Origin of the sequence: Nocardiopsis baichengensis YIM 90130 (genome assembly GCF_000341205.1) — a bacterium.
Lineage (GTDB): Bacteria > Actinomycetota > Actinomycetes > Streptosporangiales > Streptosporangiaceae > Nocardiopsis_A > Nocardiopsis_A halophila.
The window spans coordinates 334,202-355,544 of sequence record NZ_ANAS01000009.1 but is presented as its reverse complement, the minus strand read 5'-3'; the positions used below and the strand labels follow the sequence as shown (position 1 = coordinate 355,544).

The window sequence follows — 21,343 nt, the reverse complement described above, 5'->3', positions numbered from 1 at the left end:
CAATGGCACGACTGGTGGCGGGGCGGTTCCGGCCGGGAAGGCTCATCGACCGCGGCGGCATGGGCGAAGTGCGCGAGGCGGAGGACACCTTGGCCGAGGCGGCCTCTCCGGCCCGCCGGGTCGCGCTCAAGCGCATCCTCAGTACACGGACCGGGGCGAGCGTCGACCGCGATGACAAGGCCGCCCGCCGGTTCCTGCGGGAGACCGCCATCATGGAGCGGCTCGACCACCCTGGCATCCCCCGGCTGATCGACGGCGGGGTCGACACGGCTGACGGGGCATATGTCCCCTACCTGGCGATGGAGTTGCTCGACGGCGTTCCGCTGCAGGCGCTGATCGATGAGAAGGTCCGTCTTCCGCTCTCCTGGATCGCGGCGATCGGCGCACAGGCGGCCGACGCGATCCACGCGGTGCACTTGGAGGGCATCGTGCACCGCGACCTCAAGCCCGCCAACATCATGCTGGTGCGCGGCGGAAGAGTGAAGGTCCTGGACTTCGGCATCGGGCGCCTCATCGACCCCGGTGTCACCGCGCTCACCAGCGCCAGCACCACGCTCGGCACGGCCAAGTACATGGCCCCCGAACAGTTCCGCCAGTCCGAGGTGACCCCTGCGGCCGACCTGTACGCGTTCGGGTGCATCCTGTTCGAGCTGCTCACCGGTACCCCGCCGTTCGACACCGGCTCGCCCCAGGAGCTCGGCGAGAAGCACATGCGCAAGGCTCCGCCGCCGATCACGGTGAGCAGGCCGAAGCTCCCGCCGCCGCTCGTGCACCTGATCGAAAGGCTCTTGGCGAAGCTGCCCAAGGACCGCCCCGGCAGCGCCGCCGAGCTCCGCGACGCCCTGCTCCCACTGGCCGAGGGCAATGACGGGGTTCCGGACTGGGCCGCCTACAACCCCCTCTACCACCTCCCGGTCGACGCCGCCCCGAGGACGGAGCGGGAGATCGCCGTCCGGACGGCGGCCTCCGCTCCGCCGAACGTCATGGACGTCTTCGACGTCCACGACAGGCTCATCCGCGAGTACCGGGAGTTCACCGGGAGCGGGACCGTGATCCGCGACCAGCGGATCAAGGACTTCGTCGCCGACGCCATGGACGCCAAGGTCCAGTGGCCCGACCCGTGGCTGTCGCTCAACCCCTCCTTCGCCTCCGGCGGCACCATGGGGGAACTGGTCGACGAAGGGCTGTTGCACCCCGAGTGCGCCCGCGTCTTCCAGGCGGGCAAGGGCGAGGACGGCCGGAGCGGCGACGGCAGCCAGCTCTCGCTCCACCGCCACCAGCGCGAGGCGATCGAGGCCGCCCAACGCGGCGGCTCCTATGTCCTGACCACCGGGACCGGCTCGGGCAAGTCGCTCGGCTACATCGTGCCCATCGTCGACCGGGTGCTGCGCGAGCGCGACGAGGAGGGCCGGGCGGGGCGCTCCCACCGCAAACGGGTGCGCGCCATCGTCGTGTACCCGATGAACGCCCTCGCCAACAGCCAGATGAAGGAACTGGAGAAGTTCCTGGTCCACGGCTACGGGAAGGGGAACGAGCCGGTCACCTTCAAGCGGTACACGGGCCAGGAGTCCGATGCGGAGCGCGAGGAGATCCGCAAGAACCCGCCCGACATCCTGCTCACGAACTACGTGATGCTGGAGCTGATGCTCACCCGCCCCACCGAACGCACGTCGCTGATCGGCATGGCGGAGGGGCTGGACTTCCTCGTCTTCGACGAGTTGCACACCTACCGCGGACGGCAGGGGGCCGACGTCGCCCTGCTGATCCGCCGCGTCCGGGAGGCGTGCCGGGCGCCCGGCGTGCAGTGCATCGGCACCTCCGCGACCATGTCCACCCAAGGGACGCTCGAGCAGCAGAGGGAAGCGGTCGCCGAGGTCGCGTCCACGCTCTTCGGGACGGCCGTCCACCCCGCCGACGTGATCACCGAGACCCTGGTCCGCTCCACCGAGGGTCCCCTGCAGGCCCATGAGGTCCCCGCGGAGCGCATCACGGCCGAGAGCCCCCCGCTCGGCTACGAGGACCTGTACCGCGACCCCCTGGCACGGTGGATCGAGACCCGGTTCGGGGTCGAGGAGAGCGGCGGCCGGCTCGTCCGCAGGACGCCGACCACGGTCGAACGCGAGGCCGGGACCCTCGCCGAGGCGACCGGGGCGGACGAGGGCCGCTGCGTGGAGGCCGTCCACGCGACGCTGGAGGCGGGGGCCCAGGCGCGCAGCCCTCTCAAACCCCGGCCGATCTTCGCCTTCCGACTGCACCAGTTCCTCTCCAAGGGCGACACCGTCTACGTCACCCTGGAGGACCCCCGGGTCCGGGAGATGACCCGCGACTATCAGCTGGAGCTGCCCGGGTCGGACGGCAAGATCCTGCTCCCGCTGGCCTTCTGCCGCGAATGCGGCCAGGAGTACCACATGGTCGTGCGCGGCAGGTCGGCCGAAGGAACGGTCCATCGCTCCCCGAAGGGCGGAGGCGACCGGCTCTCGGACCCCGAGGAGGGATACCTGTACGTCTCCGAGCTCAAACCGTGGCCCGAGAGGACCGCCGAGGCGGTGGAGAACGGGCTCTTCCCCGACTCGTGGCTGGAGACCGACGACGGCGGTACGGCGCGGATCCGCACCTCGCTCCAAGGGCACGTGCCCCGGTCCGTGCTCGTCGACCCCACCGGCCGGGAGGGGACGGGGGAGCTGCGCGCCGCCTACCTTCCGGCGCCCTTCATGTTCTGCCTGAACTGCGGCGTCTCCTACGAGCAGCAGCGGCGCGGGCGGGACTTCGCCAAACTGGCCACACTCGACCAGGAGGGCCGCTCCTCGGCGACCTCCGTGATCTCCGCGTCGATCGTGCGCTCGCTCATGGGCGCGCCCGAGGAGGCCCTTTCGGCCAAGGCACGCAAGCTCCTCACCTTCGTCGACAACCGGCAGGACGCCTCCCTGCAGGCCGGGCACTTCAACGATTTCGTGCAGGTGGTCCGCCTGCGGGGCGCCCTGTACCGGGCGCTGTGCGAGGCCGGAGAGCAGGGGCTGGAGTACGACCATCTGGCCACGCGCGTGGTGGGGGCGCTGAACCCCGACCCGCACGAGTACATGGCGCACCCCGATCCCGCCCCGGGCCTGGCCGTCCGCATGGCCGACAGCCTCCGCGACGTGGTGGGCTTCCGCCTCTACCAGGACCTGGAGCGCGGATGGCGGGTGACCATGCCCAACCTGGAGCAGACCGGGCTGCTGCGGGTCGAGTACACCGGCCTGGACTGGCTGGCGGACCAGGAGCACAAGTGGGAGGGCCGCACCCACCACCTCCGGAACGCCGCGCCGCGCGACCGCGAGAGGATGCTGCGCGTCCTCATGGATGAGATGCGCCGTGCGCTGGCGATCGACGTCCGGTACTTCAGCGACGACTTCGACACCCTCAGGCGGGGCAGTGAACGCCTCACCGGCGCGTGGAGGCTGGAGGACGGCGACCGGCCCCGGGCCGGCACCGCCTATCCGGGGCCGGCGCGCAAGGGGCAGGAACGCTCCGCGCTCCACCTGTCGGGCCGCAGCGGTTTCGGCAGGTTCCTCAAACGGGAGTTCTTCGGCGAGGATGTGAGCGCCGACGACCTGGACACCGTGATCGCCGACCTCCTGAAGACCCTGGTCGACGGCGGCCAGGCGGTCGAGGTCGGCCCCGCGCCCCGGCGACGTGCGGGCCGCTACCGCCGTAGCGAGCCCGACGCGCCGACCGGGTACCGGGTGAGCGCCCACTGCCTCGTCTGGAAGGCGGGGGACGGCAAGGAAGGGCTGACCGACCCCGTCCGCCGTACCTACGCCGCGGGGCAGGGGCCGCGGGTCAACCCGTACTTCCGCGACCTGTACGAGCACGTGGCCGACGAGCTGCGCGGAATGGAGGCCCGCGAGCACACCGCCCAGGTGGAGCCGCAGAAGCGGCAGGAACGGGAGAGCCGCTTCGCCGAGGCCGAACTGAAGCTGCTGTACTGCTCGCCCACCATGGAACTGGGCGTGGACATCGCCAGCCTCAACGCGGTGATGATGCGCAACGTGCCGCCCACGCCCGCCAACTACGCCCAGCGCAGCGGACGTGCCGGGCGGAGCGGGCAGCCCGCCCTGGTCACCACCTATTGCGCCACCGGCAACAGCCACGACCACTACTACTTCCGCAATTCGCACCTGATGGTCTCGGGCGCCGTGCAGCCGCCGCGCCTGGACCTGAAGAACGAGGACCTGCTCACCGCTCACGTACAGGCGATCTGGCTCGCCGAGACCGGGCAGGCGCTCGGCCAGAGCATCCCCCACGTGATCGACACGGCCTACGACGATGAGGCGCGGATCCCCGCCCCGGCGCTGGTGCTGCACGACAACGTGCGTGCGGCCGTCCACGAGCAGGGCGCACAGCGCAGGGCCATCGCCGCCGCACGAGCGATGCTCGCCGGCATGGAGGCCGAACTCAAGACGCAGACGGTCTGGTGGGACGACCGCTGGCTGGAGCGGACCGTGCGCACCGCGCCCGAGCGGTTCGACCGGGCCTTCGACCGCTGGCGCGGCCTGTACCGGGCGGCGCTGGTCGACCGGGCCGAACAGCACCGGCGGATCGTGGACAGCACTCTGACCGAGCGCGACCGTCAGCGGGCCAAGAACCGGAGGCGGGAGGCGGAGACGCAGATCACCCTGCTCAAGAACGAGAGCCAGGACAGCAAGTCGCTGCTGAGCGACTTCAACCCCTACCGGTACCTGGCCGGAGAGGGGTTCCTTCCTGGGTACTCCTTCCCCCGGCTCCCCCTCGCGGCCTACATCCCCACCACCGGCCCCGTCTACGACAACGAGGGGGACTTCCTCCAGCGCCCGCGCTTCGTGGCGATCCGGGAGTTCGGCCCAGGCGCCCTCATCTATCACGAGGGGGCCCGATACCAGGTCACGCGCGTCCAGCTGCCTCCTGAGGAGAGCGGAGACCTGCGCACCGTGCGCTCGTTCCGCTGCGAGCGGTGCGGATACCACCACGCCGAGAAGCAGAGGGAGGATCGCTGCGCGCTCTGCGACGCCCGGCTCGGGGCGCCCACCGAGGGCCTTTTCAAGCTGCACACCGTCTACACACAGAAGCGTGAGCGGATCTCCTCGGACGAGGAGGAGCGGCGCCGGGCCGGCTTCCGCCTGGTGACCTCCTATCGGTTCGCCCAGCACGGCGACCGTGAGGGGCGGCAGGACGCCGACGTCTCCGACGGCGCGGGAGAGCGCATCGCGCGCTTGCACTACGGGGATTCCGCCACGGTGCGCATCTCCAACCTGGGGCACAGGCGGACGAAGAAGAACCAGGACGAGCCGGATGGGTTCTGGCTGGACCCCTCCACCGGCGAGTGGCTGAGTGCCAAGAAGGCGACACTGGCGGTCGGCGACGACGACGAGCTGCCCTCGGCCGAGGACGGAGAGGACCGCCGCCGTAAGAAGCGCGTCATCCCCTTCGTCGAGGACAGCCGCAACATCGCGGTCGTCCACCTGGACGAGGCTCTGGACGAGGACACGGCGCTCACCCTGATGTACGCGCTGGAGCGCGGTATCGAGGCCGAGTTCGAGCTGGAGGACTCAGAGCTGACCGCCGAACTCCTCCCGCCCGAGGACGCCCCGCGCGACCGGATGCTGTTCACCGAGGCCGCCGAAGGCGGCGCGGGCGTCCTGCGGCGACTGCGCGAGGAGCCGGACGCCATGGCCCGCGCCGCCCGCCGGGCCATGGAGGTCTGCCACCTCACCCCGGATGGGGAGGACGCCGAACGGCCCTGCGCGCGCGGCTGCTACGACTGCCTGCTCACCTACGCCAACCAGAGGCACCACGCGGCGATCGACCGGAGGCTCATCCGGGAGCTGCTGCGCCGCTTCGCAGAGGCCGAGGTGCTGACCACCGGGCGCGGCGAGAGCCGCACCGACCAGATGAAGCGCCTCAAGGCGAGCACGGAGAGCGGCCTGGAGGACCGGTTCGTCGAGTTCCTCAAGAAGGGGGGGTACCGGCTGCCCGACGACACCCAGGTGTACGTGCCGCAAGCGTCCGCGCGTCCCGATTTCGTGTACCGGTTGCGCAACGTGCCGGTGGCGGTGTTCGTCGACGGGCCCGTCCACGACGCCCCCCGTATCGCGGAGCGGGACGCCGAGGCCGAGGACCGCCTCCTCGACGCGGGGTGGGAGGTCGTGCGCTTCCGCTACGACGGCGACTGGGAGCGCACCATCCGCGAGTTCGAGGACTACTTCGGCCCCGGAACCCGCCGCTGATCCCCGGCGGGCCGTCTCCTTGCCGATCTCGGGAGAAGCGACGCTAAAACCGCGCCGGTAGCGTCCAATCCCCCGAGTTCAACGGCAGGCGCGCCCGCATCCGTTCCCGGAGATGCCACGATCGTGCACAGCAGACGAGACGATGAGGACCCCACGCTCATGACCGCCACATTCGCCCCCGGCACCCTGGTGTCGGCCCGGGGCCGCGACTGGGTCGTGCTCCCCGAGAGCGAGCCCGAGATGCTGGTGCTGCGCCCCCTCGGCGGCAGCGACGACGACGTGGCCGCGCTCTTCCCCGCCTTCGAGCAGGTGGGCTCGGCCAGCTTCGCGCCGCCGTCCCCGCACGACCTGGGCAACGCGCGCGCGGCCGGGCTGCTCCGCTCGGCGCTGCGCATCGGCTTCCGCTCCGGCGCGGGCCCGTTCCGCTCCTTGGGCGGGATCGCGGTGCAGCCGCGCGCCTACCAGCTCGTGCCGCTGCTGATGGCCCTGCGCCAGGAGACCGCGCGCCTGCTCATCGCCGACGACGTGGGCATCGGCAAGACGGTCGAGGCGGGGCTGATCGCCTCCGAGCTGCTGGAGCAGGGCGAGGCCCGGGGCCTGGCGGTGCTGTGCTCCCCGGCCCTGGCCGAGCAGTGGCAGGAGGAGCTGCGCACCAAGTTCAACATCGACGCCGAACTCGTGCTGGCCTCCACCGTCTCCCGGCTGGAGCGCGGACTGGACCTGGGCCAGTCGCTGTTCGAGCGGCACCGGCACGTCATCATCTCCACCGACTTCATCAAGTCCACCCGGCACCGGGACGACTTCGTGCGGCACTGCCCGGACCTGGTGATCGTCGACGAGGCGCACACCTGCGTGGCCTCCAGCGAGACCGGCTCGCGGCAGAACCAGCTCCGCTACGAGCTGCTGCAGCGCGTTGCCGCCGACGCCGACCGGCACCTGCTGCTGGTGACCGCCACCCCGCACAGCGGCAAGGAGGAGGCGTTCCGCAACCTGCTCGGGCTGGTCAACCCCGAACTGGCCGACGCCGACTTCGACACCGACGCCGGGCGGCGCCTGCTGGCCCGCCACTTCGTCCAGCGCAAGCGCGCGGACGTGCGCCGCTTCCTGACCAAGGACAGCGGGCTGTCCGACGACAGCCTCGCCGAGAGCACGGCGTTCCCCAGCGACCGGGGCTTCAAGGACGAGACCTACCGGCTCAGCCCGGAGTACCGGTCCCTGCTGGAGGACGCGATCTCCTACGCGAGCGAGCGCGTGGAGCGCGGACGGGGGCAAGGGCGGCGCGAGGCGCGCGTGGCCTGGTGGTCGGCGATCGCGCTGCTGCGGTCCATGGTGTCCTCGCCGCGGGCCGCCGCCAAGACGCTCACCACCCGCTCGGCCGCCGCCGAGGCGGCCACGCCCGAGGAGGCCGACGCCCTCGGGGCACCGCTGACGCGGGACTCGGCCGAGGCCGACGCCATGGAGGGCATGGACACCGTGCCCGGGAGCGCCACCGAGGGCGGCGCCGAGGCCGGCGTGGAGGCCGACATCGCGGCGGTCGGCATCGGCGAGCCGGGGGAGGACGGCGACGGGGCGCGGTCCCCGCTGGCCTCGCTCGCCCGGCGGGCAGCCGAGTTGGAGGGGCCGGAGGGCGACCTCAAGCTCAAGAAGCTCATCGACCACCTCAAGGACCTGCTCAAGGACGGCTACAACCCCATCGTCTTCTGCCGGTACATCGACACCGCCGAGTACGTGGCCGAGTACCTGGCGGGCGGGCCGGACGACCCCGACGACGACGGAAAGCAGCAGAAGCGCAAGAGGAGCCCGCTCGACAAGGGCGGCAGGAACGGGTGGAAGAGCACCGTCCGGTCGGTGACGGGGCGGCTGTCGCCCCAGCAGCGGGTCCAGCGCATCGAGGAGCTGGCCGAGGAGGCCGCCGCCGAGGCCGCCCGCAAGGCCGAAGGGGAGGAGGGCGCCCCGGTCCGGCGGGTGCTGGTGGCCACCGACTGCCTGTCGGAGGGTGTGAACCTCCAGCACTACTTCGACGCCGTCGTCCACTACGACCTGGCGTGGAACCCCACCCGGCACGACCAGCGGGAGGGGCGCGTCGACCGGTACGGGCAGAAGCGCGACGAGGTGCGCGTGATCACCCTGTGGGGCGAGGACAACGGCATCGACGGCAAGGTGCTGGAGGTGCTGATCCGCAAGTACCGGCAGATCCGCAAGGACCTAGGGATCGCGGTGTCGGTGCCGGACGAGTCCTCGGCGCAGGTCACCGACGCCATCGTGGAGTGGCTGCTGATGCGTTCCACCAAGGGCGAGCAGGAGGCCCTGTTCGGCGCGGAGGAGATCACCTCGCGGGGACAGGCGCTCGACAAGGAGTGGCAGTCGGCCGCCGACCGGGAGAAGACCTCCCGCGCACGCTTCGCCCAGCGCGCGATCCACCCCGAGGAGGTCGCACGCGAGGTGGCGGCGGTGCGCGCCGCGCTCGGCGGCAGCGGCGAGGTCCGCGAGTTCGCCGAGGAGGCGCTGCGCGGGCTGGGGGCGCTGCTCCGGCCGCTGCGCGACGGCGAGCTGGAGGAAGGCGCCGACGGGTTCACCGCCGACGTGTCCGGCACCCCGGTCGGGCTGCGCGACGCGCTCGCTCCGCTGGTGGGCGAGAAGGCGGTGTCCGAGGGCAAGCCGTTCGCGCTGCGGGACACGGCGGCGGTGGCGCGTGGGGAGGCGGCTCTGGTGCGCACCGACCCGGTCGTGGGGGCGGTCGCGGCGCACGTGCTGGACAGCGCGCTGGACGAGACGGGCACGGGCCCGCGCCCGGCGCGCAGGTGCGGGGTGATCCGCACGGACGCGGTGGACCGGAGGACCACGCTGCTGCTGGTGCGGTACCGGTTCCACCTGACGCTGCCGTCCCGGTCGGGGACCCGGCAGATGGTGGCGGAGGACGCGCGGATGCTGGCGTTCGCGGGGGCGCCGTCCCGGGCGGAGTGGCTGGGGCGCGAGGAGGCGCTGGCGCTGCTGGACGCCGAGGCCGTGGCCAACACCGCGCCGACGATGGGCGAGCGGACGATGGCGAGGATCCTGGGCGACCTCGGGTCGGTCGAGGAGCATTTGGACGCCTACGGCGACGAGCTGGCGGCGGAGCTGGCCGAGTCGCACCGCAGGGTGCGGGCGGCGTCCCAAGAGATCAGGCGCGGGTTGCGGGTCGAGGCGCAGAAGCCTGCGGACGTGCTGGGGGTGTACGTGTACCTGCCCGCGGAGCGCGAGGAGCCGGGAGGGGGCGCGGTCGCCGGAGACGCCGATTCCGGGGCCACAGCAGCAGGAGGAAGCCCCACGGGAACGAGCGCCGCGCAGGCGGCCGGAGCTGCTGAGGGAGACGTCTGAGATGTCCGCGATCGCACGCAACCAGGTCTTCTCCGCGGTGCACACCGTCGGCGGGCTGCTGCCGGCGGACATGCTGCTGCGGATCGCCGAGGGCAGGGACGTCCCGGGGGCCAAGCCGGCCGACTACGGAGTCTACGGCGCAAGGTCGGTGGGGGACGAGGGCGAGCGGCGCTGGGAATACCTGAAGTCGGTGTGGAAAGAGCTGCGGAGGACGCTTCCACTTGCGCCGGGGCAGGACCCGCCGGTGGACGCGACCGGACTGGCGGTGACCAGCTGGCTGGGGCCGCTCTTCGAGGAGCTGGGCTTCGGGCGCATCGTCCGAGCGCCGGGGGCGGGAATCACCTCCGACGACGGCGGCAAGAGCTTCGCGGTGTCGCACCTGTGGCAGCACGTGCCGATCCACGTGGCGGCGTGGAGCCACGACCTGGACAAGCGGCCCGGCGGGGCAGGGACCGTGCCGCCGCAGTCGCTGGTGCAGGAGGCGTTGAACCGGTCGTCGGCGCACCTGTGGGCGGTGGTGACCAACGGGCGGCAGCTCCGGCTGCTGCGGGACTCCAGCGCGCTGGCGACGGCGGCGTACGTGGAGTTCGACCTTGAGGCGATCTTCGACGGCGAGCTGTTCAGCGAGTTCGCGCTGCTGTACCGGCTGGTCCACGCCTCGCGGTTCGAGGAGCGGGAGGACGGCGGGCCGTCGTCATGCTGGCTGGAGAAGTGGCGCAGTGAGGCCATTTCGTCCGGAACGAGGGCGCTGGACCAGTTGAGGGAGGGCGTGCAGAACGCCATCACCCTGCTGGGGACGGGCTTCCTCCAGCACCCGGCCAATACGCGCCTCCGGGAGGACGTCGACGCACGCGAGCTCCACGGGGCGCTGCTCCGGCTCGTGTACCGTCTGCTGTTCCTGTTCGTAGCCGAGGACCGGAACGTCTTGCACTCGCCGGACGCCACCGAGCAGGCACGCGAGCGCTACCGGAAGTACTTCTCCACGGCGCGGCTGCGCGGACACGCGCGTCGGCGCCGGGGGACGGCCCACCACGACCTCTATGAAGGACTGACGCTCGTCCTGAACGCCCTGGGCAGGGAGGAGGGCCTTCCGGCGCTCGGCCTTCCAGGACTGGGCGGGCTCTTCGACGAGACGGACGCCGATGCGCCCCTGAAGGGGGCCAAGCTCTCCAACGAGGCGCTTTTGGGAGCCGTGCGGCAGCTCGCGCAGGTCCGCGACCCCGAATCGCGGCGCTGGAGGGCGATCGACTACCGCAACCTGGACGCCGAGGAGCTGGGGTCGGTCTACGAGTCGCTGTTGGAACTCGTCCCCCGGCATAGCCCGGCCGACCGCACGTTCGAGCTGGCTTCGGTCGCGGGCAATTCCCGGAAGACCACGGGGTCGTACTACACGCCGTCCCCGCTGATCGACTGCCTGCTGGACTCGTCGCTGGACCGGGTGATCGATGATGCGGTCAAGCGGGGTGAGAAGAAGGCCGCGGCGGCCGGGCGGCCCGACCCGGCGGACACGATCGTCGATGAGCTGCTGGGGCTCAAGGTGTGCGACCCGGCGTGCGGTTCGGGACACTTCCTCGTCGCGGCCGCGCGGCGCATCGCCAAGCGGGTCGCGGCGGTGCGCGAGCACAACCCGGAGCCGACGGTCGACGCGGTCCGCAGGGCCGTACACGAGGTGGTGAGCCACTGCATCTACGCGGTGGACCTCAACCCGATGGCCGTAGAGCTGGCGAAGGTGTCGCTATGGCTGGAGGCCATGGAGCCCGGAAAGCCGCTCGACTTCCTGGACGCACACATCAAGCACGGGAACGCGCTGGCCGGCGTGACACCGGTGCTGCTGCGGGACGGTGTTCCGGACGAGGCGTTCAAGCCGATCGAGGGCGACGACAGGAAGCACGCGCGGTTCCTGGAGAAGACCAATGAGAAGGAGCGGGGAGGCCAGGGGAGCCTTTTCGACCTCGACGAGTCGGTGAAGGTCGCCAACACCCGGTTTGCGTCGGGCCTGCGGCGGATCACCGACGGCTCCGCGGACTCGCTCCAGGCGGTACGGAGGAAGGCGAGCGCTTTCGAGCGGTGGCAGTCGGAGGAGGAGTACGCGCGGGCGGTGCGTGTCGCCGATGCGTGGTGTGCGGCGTTCGTGTGGTGGAAGACCCCGGATGCCCCGCCGCCGGTGACCCATGGCGTTCTTCGTGCCTTGGAGGACCCGGAGGGAGCGGGGGCGTCGGCCGAGACGCACGCCGAGATCGACCGCCTGCGGGAGCAGTACCGCTTCTTCCACTGGCACTTGGAGTTCCCCGACGTGTTCACCGTCCCGGAGGACGGCGCGGGGGTGAATCCGGAAACCGGATGGGCGGGCGGTTTCGACTGCGTCCTCGGGAACCCGCCGTGGGAGCGGGTGAAGCTGCAGGAGCAGGAGTTCTTCGCCCAGCGGGACGAGGCGATCGCGAACGCGAAGAATGCCGCGAAGCGTGGCGAGATGATCGCGGCCCTGGCCGACAGCGACGAGGAGGCGGACCGCGAGCTGTACGAGGAGTTCGGACGCGCCAAGCGGAACTCGGAGGGCGTGAGCTGGCTGCTGCGCGGTTCGGGGCGGTACCCGTTGACCGGCAGGGGGGACGTGAACACCTATTCGGTGTTCGCGGAGACGGCCGCCACGATCGTGAGCGGTGGAGGCTCCTTCGGACTGGTGCTGCCGACGGGGATCGCGACGGACGCGACGACGGCACCGTTCTTCTCGTCACTGCTGTCGAGTGGGCGACTGGCGTCGTTCTTCGACTTCGGAAACGAAGCATCCCTGCTGAGCCGCGATGTACACAAGAGCTTCCGGTTCTGCCTGCTCTCGGCTACGGGCAGGGAGTCGAGGGTGGACACGGCGCAGTTCGCGTTCGGTGTGCGCCATATGGAAGACCTCCCGGGGAGGCGGTTCACCATGCCGCCAGAGGAGATCGCGCTGGTCAACCCAAATACGGGAACGCTGCCAGTGTTCGAGACGCGGCGCGATGCAGAAATTTCGCTAAACATTCACAAGAAATTCCCAGTATTGGTTGATGCTAATAGGGGTGAGAATCCCTGGGGGTTTTCGTATGTTGAAGTACTGCATCTTTCTCATGCTGCAGAGGATCTTGTTGAAGAATGTAAAGATGGATATTATCCAGTCTTTGAAGCAAAGATGGCCCATCACTTCGACCACAGATGGTCGTCTCGCGGGGGACATAATGAGGTGAATCGTACTAGCCCGAAATCGGAGGCTGTTCCGCGTTACTGGGTTCCAGCGGAGGTCGTGGATAACCGCTTGAAAGGTAGGTGGGACCGTTCGTGGATGCTTGGTTGGCGAGACATCTGCAGAGCAACAGACGAACGGACTGTTATCCCTGCAATTGTTCCGCGATCGGCGTTGGCGAATACATTTCCACTCGCTCTCATTGAATCCCCTTCTCGGGCTCCACTGTTGGTGGCAATACTTTCATCTTTTGTTCTCGATTATATTGCGCGCCAGAAGATTGTTGGAACGCATTTGACTATGAATTATATGCGCCAACTTCCGGTGGTGCCTCCGGAAATCGTCAGCCAATGTGAGAGTTTTGTTGTTAGTCGAGTTGCGGAGTTGACTTATACGTCATGGTCTCTAGAGGGGTTTGCTCGCGATATTGGAATGGAAGGCAGTCCATTTATTTGGAACAATGAACGTCGAATGGTCATGCGCTCTGAACTTGATGCATTTATGCTTCATCTTTACGGGGTTAGTCGAAGTGATGCAGAGTATATTTTGCAGTCTTTTTCGCTAGTGAAACAAAAAGATGAGGCTAAATACGGGGTTTATCGAACAATGGAACTCATTTTGAGGATTTATGATCGCATGGCGGAGAGCGGTATATCTGTCCAATGTCCTCCTGTGGATGGGGAGAACTTCATCTCTGAGCTCACGCCGCCGCCGGGGCAGGGGCTGCGGCATGAGGCTCGGTGACGCCAGGCTCAGGTGCGCAGGGGAACGGGTGCCCTGTCCGGTGTGAGCAGGGTGAGGGACAGGCACCCGCCTTCGGGCTTCTCGAAGTAGAGCCAGTGAGCGGCCAGGGAGTCGATGAGGAACATGCCCCTCCCGCTCTCGGTGTCCATGTCTGCGCCTACGGCTCCTGACCGGACTCGGGGTCGGTCCGCAGGGTTCAGCGGGCCGGCGTCGGTGATGTCGATGTAGAGGGGCCCTCCGGCAGTGGCGTAGAGGGCCAGATGGACGGTTCCTCCGTCGAGCCCGCTGCGTGTGTGGCGCTGGGCGTTGCAGAAGGCCTCATCGACGCACAGCTCGGCATCATCGACCAGTGAGTCTGCCCAGAGCGGGCGCAGGCGCACGCGGGTGAGCGCGCGGGCGATGCGGAGGCCGTCGTAGTCGCAGGGGAGTTCTTCCCGCACGTTGAGGACGAGGCGGCTCATGGCTCATGCCACCGCCTTCATACGCGATCGGCGCCGCAGAACGTCGCTGAGGTTGATGGGAGGCGGCTCCTTGAGCAGGATCTCCGCCGCAGTGGCCGGGTCTGTCGCGTCGCACTCCAGTCCGGGGCCGACGAGACTCCACCCGTCGATTGTCTCGGCGGCCACGACACAGACGGTTCGCCTGCGGAGTGCCACGTAGAGGACAGGTGCGCTCTCCATGGGGAGCGTGGTCAGGCAGCGAACACCCCGGTCGGCGAGCTCTTCAGAGAGGGCCTGGAGGTGGCGTCGCCTGGCCTCGTGCCTCCCCTCTGACGAGGAGGACGTGCATCGGTACGCCTTCTGGTTAACATCGGACATGTCTTCACCTCTTGCTCAGGTGGAGGCCGTGCCCCGGGGCTTGTGCGAGCCGCCGGGGTCTTCCATGTCCCGAGGCTGGCACTACACCTCCACCACAAGAAGGTCTTCCACATCGTTGGAGGTGAAACGGCGAAACCAGTAGCGGATTGTGTCGTAGCTGTGGTTCGCTACGAACATGGTGGAGTCGTCGGACCCCGTGTGGGCAAGGTTCGGGGCGGAGGTGCGCAAGTACCGACGTCAAGCAGGCATGACCCTTGATGATCTTGCGAAACGTGTCCGAGTGTCGCCCCAGATGGTGGGAGCCATGGAGAGGGGCACCCGGAGGACCAGAAAGGATATTGCGGAACAACTCGAAGCCGTCTTCGCTACAAGCGGAGCACTGCTCCGGCAGTGGGCCGACGCCTCCAAGTCCGCGGATCACCCTGACTGGCACACCGACGTGGTGAAGGCGGAGGAGGAAGCGAGCGAGATCCACTACTTCCACCCGACTCTGATCCCGGGCATTCTGCAGACGGAAGCCTACGCACGTGTGATCTTCAGAGACGGTAGGCCTTTAGACTCACCTGGCGAGATAGATCGCCTCACCGGGCTGCGGGTAGGGCGGCTCGCGGCCTTGCTGGACACGAACGCCCCCAAGCTCACAGCCGTGGTGAGCGAGGGTGTAGTGCGGGCGCCGGTCGGCCCCAGAGGGCTGATGTGCGAACAGCTTGAGCGTATCGAGTCCCTGGCCCAGGACGGCATCGTCCGGTTCCTGGTCGTCCCATCTGCTGCCGCGTACCACGGTGGTGCTTCAGGGCCGTTCCAACTCCTGAGGTTCGCGGACCGTCCGCCCATCGTCTACGCCGACCACGCTGGCGGTGGTGCCTTCATCGACGATGGCGAAGACGTTCAGCGTTTCACGGCCGTCCTGCAGGAGCTCTTGGCATGGGCTCTGTCTCCGGATCTGACGATCGACCTGCTTCGAAAGGTGCGAAGTGAATACTCGTGAGTGGCACAAGTCGAGCTACAGCGGTGCGTCGAGTAGCTGTGTGGAGGTGGCAGAGGGAGAGAGAACCGCCGTCCGTGACACCCAGCACCGCCACCTCGGTCATCTGGAGTTCCCCGCCTCCGAGTGGGAGGGGTTCCTCCGCTCCCTCAAGCAGCGGGAGCTCTGACCACCCCCACCGTCCCCCTACGCACGTTGCCGTGCCTGTCGGCCGCTTCCCCTGACGGCAGGCGCGGCCTTCCGGTTTCGGCCACTCTCCGCCCCTAGAACCAAGATCACCATGATCGCTAGGGTTCCTCCGGAACCGCGGAGAATCCGGAGGAGGGCGGCCCTGTCCCTGAACCACAACGTCCACCAGGGCTACTACGGCGAAGTCTTCGTCCGGGCCATCGGCGTGGCCGCCGGGCTGGTGGCGAGCCGGGCCGACCTCGACGTCAACGGCGTGGACATGGGCTTCGAGGAGACCAGTGACCGGGGAGGGATCCGCGCACCCGAGATCAAGGTCCAGGTGAAGACCTGGAGTGCCCCGCGCTCCAGCGGCCCCTACTGGGACTTCGACGGCCTGACCGAGGTGCAGTTCAACAAGCTCGCCGGGCCCGGTTTCCGCACTCCCCGGTTTCTGGTCGTCGTCGTCGTGCCCACGGACAGTCCGGCTTACTGCTCTGCCGACGATGGGCAGCTCCGTCTCAGCCACGCCGCATACTGGGTTTCGCTGCGCGACCAGGACCCCATCGCTGACCCCGGTGACAAGAGGCGTCGGCGGGTACGCATCCCCAAGGCCAATCTCCTGACCCCCGACTCGCTTCGCAGCCTCCTCGACGACGACCCGGAGGTAGGGCGATGAATCCGACCCCGACCCACGCCCCGGAACCCGGCCCCGCCCCCGACCAGGTCGCCGACTACCTGCGCGCCCAGGGGTGGCGTCTGCAGCCCGAGCAGTGGCGTGGCGCCGCGATCTGGTCGGCCCCGCCCCGGGCCGCCACCGACGACGAGGTGCTGCTCCCTCCCCGCATCGAGTACGAGGACGACGCCGACCTCGTCAAGCGTGCCCTGAAGGCCATCGCCCGCGCCGAGCAGCGGGACTTCGCCGAGGTCCTCCGCGCCATATCCGCCCCTCTGGTCGACGTCCAGCGGTTCCACACCCACCCGCACACCCCTTCGGGAACGCTTCCCCTGCTCGCCGGGTGGGACGCGATCGGCGGGATCAGGGGCGCGTTCACGGTCGCGGCCCGCCGTGTGCTCGAAGGCGCCGACAGCTCCGTCTCCGGCGGGCGGAACAGCAAGGCGGTCGACACCTTCCTCGGCACGGTCCGGCTCGGTCCCACCGCTGCGGGCAGTTACATCTTCTCCGCCGAGGTCCCTCTGGGCGGAGCCCCCGAGCCTGCCGCCGAGGGGATGCTCGCCCTGGAGTACGAACCGGGTCCGGGGAGCGGTCCGAGGGGGATCGTCGCCGAGATGTACAGGGGGATCGCCGCAGCGGGGAAGGCTGCCCGGCAGGCTGAAGAGGACCCGGGGGACGAGCTGGGCGGGTTCGATGAAGGGGCCGGGCAGGGGGTCACCTCGCGACTCTGCGAGTCGCTGGCGGGCCTCGCCGGCCACGACGCCGACCGGCCGTTTGAGATCTCCTTCCAGTGGGCCCCGGCGCATCCGGCCCCACTGCCGGAGGGCCACGCGGACGGGGAGCAGAACCGCATCGCATTCGGTCGCCGGGCAGGTGCGCTTCTCAAAGACGCGGCCAAGCACCTGCGCGAGCTGGAGAACAGCGGGACCGTCCGCATGGTCGGCACCATCATCGCCATGGAGCGCGACTCCCGGACCAGCGTCGGCTACGCCAAGGTGCGCGGGACACTGCGCACCGACCGCGGGTCCAGCCAGCGGACGCTTCCGGTGGTGCTCGACCCCCAGCAGTACGACCGTGCCCTGGAGGCACACAGAGGAGCCCGCGCCATCACGGCCGAGGGGCGGATCGCGACCGACAGGAACCGTAGGGAGCTCCGCCCGGACCACCTCGACCTCGGAGAGTGAGGCCGATCTCCTTTCGCCGAGTGGACGGGAGTGCGGATCGTCCCCTCTGGCGGTCGGACCCGGACTCGCGTGGAGCCCTCCCGGCCCGACGGATTCGGGCGGGCCTCGCCAGCGGTCGTGCGGACTGTCCGTCCGGCGCCCCCGGTCGGGTCGGCCGTATCCGGCCGTGCCTGGCAGTATGCCCCTGTGCTCTGACGTAGGCGTGTGTTAGAACATCAGTTCTAAGTTGGATCTCAGTCAGATCTCACTCAGATCAGACTCAGTGAGGCCGAGACGTCGTCAGCCGGGCAGAGCGACACGGGAAGGAGGGGCCGGTGGAACGCTACGAAGGCAGCAGTGGGGCGGCTAGCCTGGGAAGCATGGAGGGCGAAGGACAGTCGTCGGAGCTTGAGTCCCTGTTCACGCTCCTGCTCAGGGAGCGCACCGGCTGGGCCGGGATCACCGAGAGGGTCCTCGACGCGGGGAGCGCGTCGGCCGTTCTTCACGAGGCCTCTGACTCCTCCCTCTTCGAGGTCGAGGACGACCGGACCACGACGACGGTCGACGAAGCCCGTGCCCTCCTCCAGTGGTGCTCCGACGAGGGGATCGACGTCAGAGGCTTCTGGCAGGACGGCTATCCCTCCGCGCTCAGGGAGATCCATGAGATGCCGCCCGCGGTGTTCTCCAAGGGCACGCTCTGCGACGACCGGCGGGCGATCGCCGTGGTCGGGTCCCGCAAGGCGAGCCCCCGCGGGCTCCAGGTCGCCTCGAACATCGCCGCGCAGCTCGCTCAGAGGGACATCACGGTGGTGAGCGGCCTCGCCGCCGGGATCGACGCCGCCGCTCACCGGGCCGCGCTGGAGAACTCCGGCCGCACGGTCGCCGTGATCGGCACGGGCATCGACCGGTACTACCCGGCGGCCAACCGCGCACTCCAGCAGGAGATCGCCGCGCGGGGGCTGGTGCTGAGCCAGTTCCTCCCCGGCTCGCCGCCCACCCGCCAGACCTTCCCCATGCGCAATGCGGTGATGAGCGGTTACGCCGCGGCGACCGTCGTCGTCGAGGCCGGTGAGCACAGTGGAGCGCGGATCCAGGCCCGCATGGCGCTGAAGCACGGGCGGCAGGTGATCTTCACCGAGAGCCTCCTCGCGAACCGCTGGGCCGCGGAGTACGCCGAGCGCCCCGGTGTGCACGTCGTCTCCGGGCTCCGAGAACTGTCGTCGGTGGCTGAGAGGATCGTGGCGGAAGCGAGCAGCACGGCGGACGACATGGCAGGGGAAGGTGAGCTTGTCTGGTGACCCTCGGGTTCATCGGGTCGTCGAACATGTCGCACTCCAGACCAACTACATCCGCTCCTGCCCCAGGCCCGGCCCCGGGGTCTGCCGACGGTGCTATGGCGCGGTGAACGAGGGGTACTCGGTCTGCGTCCGGTGCTACCGGATTGAGAAACAGGCGGGGAACGATGTCGCCGACCTGGTAGTCCCGATCACCTATCGCGTGGACAGCGAGGGGCAGCACAGCCGGAACCTGCGCATCTACAAGCAGACGTTCGGGCGCGTCGAGGGGGCGCGCAAGTCGCTCCGAGCACTCTTTCAGGACTTCTGCCTGAGGCACATCACGTGCGTCAAGCAGGAGGCGGGCATAGACGCGTTCACTCACGCCGCATTTGTGCCCAGCACCAGGACGCCCGACCGCGAGCACCCGCTCCAAGAACTCCTCGGCCCCGTCGTCCGGCGGCTGGACCGCATCGAGTTGAACGTCAACCCGGAGATCCCGTCCGGGACACGGGAGTTCGTCCACGACTGGTTCTCCGTGGCGGACGGAGCAAGCCCTCTTGAGGAGAAGGCGGTACTCCTCATCGACGACACCTGGGTCACCGGCGCCCGTGCGCAGTCGGCCGCCCACGCGCTGAAGAGGGCCGGTGCGGGGGCCGTCGTCACGGTCGTCCTCGCCCGGCAGCTCGACTCCGGGTTCGAGCCGGCCGCGCCCATCATCGACCGGATCTCCGCGGCCGACTACGACCCCGGGCACTGCCCGGTTCACCGATGACCGGGGGCGGCCTGCCGCCCTGCTCCGTGCCGGGTTCCGTCGTGTTCCCGGGGCCGCCCCGGCGTGTCGTAGTCGTCTCTGGGGCGGGTGACTGGTCAGATGAGCCATCGCCCTGATCGGTCGGAAGGCGGATGGCACACTCCGCCGTCCACCCGCATCTCGGCCGGGGCTGCGGGGGCTGGCGCGGGGCCCGGCCCTTCCGCCTTGAACCGGCGAAGATATGCCGTATGGTCCACGGCTGGACAAGCTCTCGGCGTGCGGCTCGCCGGCCCTGTTGACGCAGCGAATCACGTGTCTTCGAAAGATTGGCCGTCCGCCAGTCCCGACTGCCCACAGATTTCCGTGGAGTCGGTGGATGCCAGGTGCGAGTAGTATTCATTTCGACGCAGGCTGTACCGGACCGTCCGACCGCACTCGGGGCAGCGCCGCTTCTCCGAGTTCGGTCTTACACCTATAGGCGAGGCGGCGGGCTGCTGGGGCGGTTCCGCATCAGGACGCGTGTAGGAATCGTAGTCAGGGTCTCGGGTCTCCGGTGTTCCTGTCCCGGCTTCCGGGAGAACGACGAGCCTCGATGAGTTACCGACGTGGCGCCGGACGAACGAGCGGCGTTTGGGCATCACTTCCCCCAGTGATTCTCGGGCGCGGCGACTTCAGTATCGCGTGCAGGGACCAGCTGAGACAAGCCCCCTTTCTCTTGCCGAGCATTCGCCCCTCCACCGTGCGCCCATGGAGATCAGCGGTGATGGAAAGGTATCGAGGCGCCGTTCTCGCACTTGGCAGGACTTCGGACTCCGAGAGGCACGTGGTGGAGGCGGGGCACACGTGTATCGCCCGAGAGCGATGGCTCGGGCAGGAGGGGACGATCGGCCATTTTAGGTGGGGATCGCGGGACTGCCTGGTGGTGAGCGGTCGTGGCGGATGGTCCTCATAACGGTCCCGGATATGGGGTCGTGCTGTTCACTCGAATCCGCCGTGAGGATCGACCAACGTTCTGGAATCGCTGGAAGCTCCGGAGAAGGTAAAGCGGAAAGGGGAGGCTTCATTCGCGGCTCAGCGTCCAGGCGCCGTCCGCCTCGACCACGACGAGTTCCGTGCCGCCGGGCAGGAGGCTTTCGCCCTCATAGGAGCCGATCTCGTTCGCCAGCAGGTCCGGGAAGCTGCCGCCGTGGCTCCACACCGCGAAGTTGCCCGAACCGGAATGCGTCATGGACACCGACTCCAGGCCCTCCGATGGCTCGGTGAGCCGCAGGACGTCGTCGCCGGTGCCCTCGGCCTCCGGGTCGCTCCACTCGCGTGCCCCTTCAAAGGGGAGGAGCCGCATCTCCCAGGGTCCGTCCGCCGTGACCTCGAATGCGGCGATGTCCTGCCGACCGTGGAGGCCGTGCGCGACGGTCCCTTCATAGGAGCCGATCACGTTCACATGGAGGTCGATCTGCCCGCCAGCGTCGTCCACGGACCACACGGCGAAGTTGGCCCCTCCCGTGTGCTCGACCTCCGCGATGCCGGGTTCCTCCAACGGGGAGTCGAGTGTGACCACCTTGTCACCGCTGCCGCTGAGGACGATGGGCTCGGGCTCCTTGCGTTCCTCGCTGACCGTGCCGACGGCCTCGGCGGGGGTCTGCTCCGGGAACTCGGCGGCCTCCGGCTCTCCCGAGCCCTCGGGGGTGCCCTCGGCGTATCCCGATGCGGGGGAGGCCTCTTCGTCGGTGCCGGGCCCTGTTCCCGTGCAGGCCGTGAGGGCGAGGAGGGCTGCTGCTGCGGCGGGGGCGGTTTTCAACATCTTTGCCGCCTTGTGCGTGTGAGTGATGAGCATCACATTCTACTCCTGGGGGGGTAGGGGATGGGAGGGGATCCTGTCGTCGCCGCCTAGTTTACACACTTCTCTATTTCTGATGTTTGCACTGCTTTCGACTTCTGGGTCTGTGCTCGG

Annotated in this window: 12 protein-coding genes; 9 read left to right on the top strand and 3 right to left on the bottom strand. The window is 69.0% G+C overall.

What is annotated here, in order from left to right; translation table 11 throughout:
• Positions 1-2 precede the first annotated feature (2 nt).
• The 3 genes from C892_RS0110155 to C892_RS0110145 all read left to right on the top strand — a co-directional run bounded on the left by C892_RS0110155 (position 3) and on the right by C892_RS0110145 (position 13,557).
• On the top strand, positions 3-6,242 hold the full coding sequence (locus C892_RS0110155) for a protein kinase domain-containing protein (RefSeq protein WP_017557091.1): 6,240 nt from the start codon (positions 3-5) through the stop codon (positions 6,240-6,242).
• Positions 6,243-6,401: 159 nt separating this feature from the next.
• A complete protein-coding gene (locus tag C892_RS0110150) occupies positions 6,402-9,599 on the top strand; it encodes a DEAD/DEAH box helicase (RefSeq protein ID WP_017557090.1) in 3,198 nt (1,065 codons plus the stop codon).
• 1 nt (position 9,600) lies between these two features.
• Positions 9,601-13,557 (top strand): Eco57I restriction-modification methylase domain-containing protein, encoded by a 3,957-nt coding sequence (locus C892_RS0110145; RefSeq protein WP_017557089.1) that lies wholly within the window; start codon positions 9,601-9,603, stop codon positions 13,555-13,557.
• An 8-nt stretch (positions 13,558-13,565) separates the two neighbouring features.
• On the opposite strand, the gene C892_RS0110140 is transcribed toward C892_RS0110145, so the two are convergent.
• Together C892_RS0110140 and C892_RS0110135 are read right to left on the bottom strand one after the other, a co-directional pair.
• Positions 13,566-14,018, bottom strand: coding sequence for an ATP-binding protein (locus C892_RS0110140; RefSeq protein WP_017557088.1), 453 nt, complete (start codon positions 14,016-14,018; stop codon positions 13,566-13,568).
• 3 nt (positions 14,019-14,021) lie between these two features.
• Positions 14,022-14,375 carry a hypothetical protein gene (locus tag C892_RS0110135; protein WP_017557087.1) on the bottom strand — a complete coding sequence of 118 codons (354 nt, stop codon included), beginning with the start codon at positions 14,373-14,375 and terminating at the stop codon, positions 14,022-14,024.
• A 175-nt stretch (positions 14,376-14,550) separates the two neighbouring features.
• On the opposite strand from C892_RS0110135, the gene C892_RS0110125 reads away from it, so the two are divergent.
• The 6 genes from C892_RS0110125 (at position 14,551) to C892_RS30485 (ending at position 19,413) form a co-directional block, all read left to right on the top strand.
• Entirely contained in the window at positions 14,551-15,363 is an 813-nt protein-coding gene (locus C892_RS0110125) for a helix-turn-helix domain-containing protein (RefSeq protein ID WP_017557085.1), read from the top strand.
• On the top strand, positions 15,350-15,529 hold the full coding sequence (locus C892_RS30490) for a DUF397 domain-containing protein (RefSeq protein ID WP_026124278.1): 180 nt from the start codon (positions 15,350-15,352) through the stop codon (positions 15,527-15,529). Before C892_RS0110125 ends, C892_RS30490 begins: the two co-directional genes overlap by 14 nt.
• A gap of 111 nt (positions 15,530-15,640) precedes the next feature.
• Positions 15,641-16,204, top strand: a complete 564-nt coding sequence (locus tag C892_RS0110115; RefSeq protein ID WP_017557083.1) for a DUF4365 domain-containing protein — start codon at positions 15,641-15,643, stop codon at positions 16,202-16,204.
• Entirely contained in the window at positions 16,201-17,385 is a 1,185-nt protein-coding gene (locus C892_RS0110110) for a hypothetical protein (protein WP_017557082.1), read from the top strand. The genes C892_RS0110115 and C892_RS0110110 overlap by 4 nt, the downstream gene beginning before the upstream one ends.
• A 359-nt stretch (positions 17,386-17,744) precedes the next feature.
• Positions 17,745-18,662, top strand: coding sequence for a DNA-processing protein DprA (locus C892_RS0110105; RefSeq protein ID WP_040685358.1), 918 nt, complete (start codon positions 17,745-17,747; stop codon positions 18,660-18,662).
• A 103-nt stretch (positions 18,663-18,765) separates the two neighbouring features.
• On the top strand, positions 18,766-19,413 hold the full coding sequence (locus tag C892_RS30485) for a phosphoribosyltransferase (protein ID WP_017557080.1): 648 nt from the start codon (positions 18,766-18,768) through the stop codon (positions 19,411-19,413).
• A 1,039-nt stretch (positions 19,414-20,452) separates the two neighbouring features.
• Here C892_RS30485 and C892_RS28735 read toward each other — a convergent pair.
• The gene (locus C892_RS28735; RefSeq protein ID WP_161631984.1) at positions 20,453-21,193 is read right to left on the bottom strand and encodes a hypothetical protein; all 741 of its coding nucleotides are present in this window, start codon (positions 21,191-21,193) and stop codon (positions 20,453-20,455) included.
• Positions 21,194-21,343: the final 150 nt, after the last annotated feature.

Bases quoted from the DNA above. Each gene is read 5' to 3' on its own strand.
- C892_RS0110115 (WP_017557083.1), top strand. From the start codon at position 15,641: ATGATCGCTAGGGTTCCTCCGGAACCGCGGAGAATCCGGAGGAGGGCG.
- C892_RS0110150 (WP_017557090.1), top strand. From the start codon at position 6,402: ATGACCGCCACATTCGCCCCCGGCACCCTGGTGTCGGCCCGGGGCCGC.
- C892_RS0110145 (WP_017557089.1), top strand. From the start codon at position 9,601: ATGTCCGCGATCGCACGCAACCAGGTCTTCTCCGCGGTGCACACCGTC.
- C892_RS0110140 (WP_017557088.1), bottom strand. From the start codon at position 14,018: ATGAGCCGCCTCGTCCTCAACGTGCGGGAAGAACTCCCCTGCGACTAC.
- C892_RS0110155 (WP_017557091.1), top strand. From the start codon at position 3: ATGGCACGACTGGTGGCGGGGCGGTTCCGGCCGGGAAGGCTCATCGAC.
- C892_RS0110105 (WP_040685358.1), top strand. From the start codon at position 17,745: ATGGAGGGCGAAGGACAGTCGTCGGAGCTTGAGTCCCTGTTCACGCTC.
- C892_RS0110110 (WP_017557082.1), top strand. From the start codon at position 16,201: ATGAATCCGACCCCGACCCACGCCCCGGAACCCGGCCCCGCCCCCGAC.
- C892_RS0110125 (WP_017557085.1), top strand. From the start codon at position 14,551: ATGGTGGAGTCGTCGGACCCCGTGTGGGCAAGGTTCGGGGCGGAGGTG.
- C892_RS28735 (WP_161631984.1), bottom strand. From the start codon at position 21,193: ATGTTGAAAACCGCCCCCGCCGCAGCAGCAGCCCTCCTCGCCCTCACG.
- C892_RS0110135 (WP_017557087.1), bottom strand. From the start codon at position 14,375: ATGTCCGATGTTAACCAGAAGGCGTACCGATGCACGTCCTCCTCGTCA.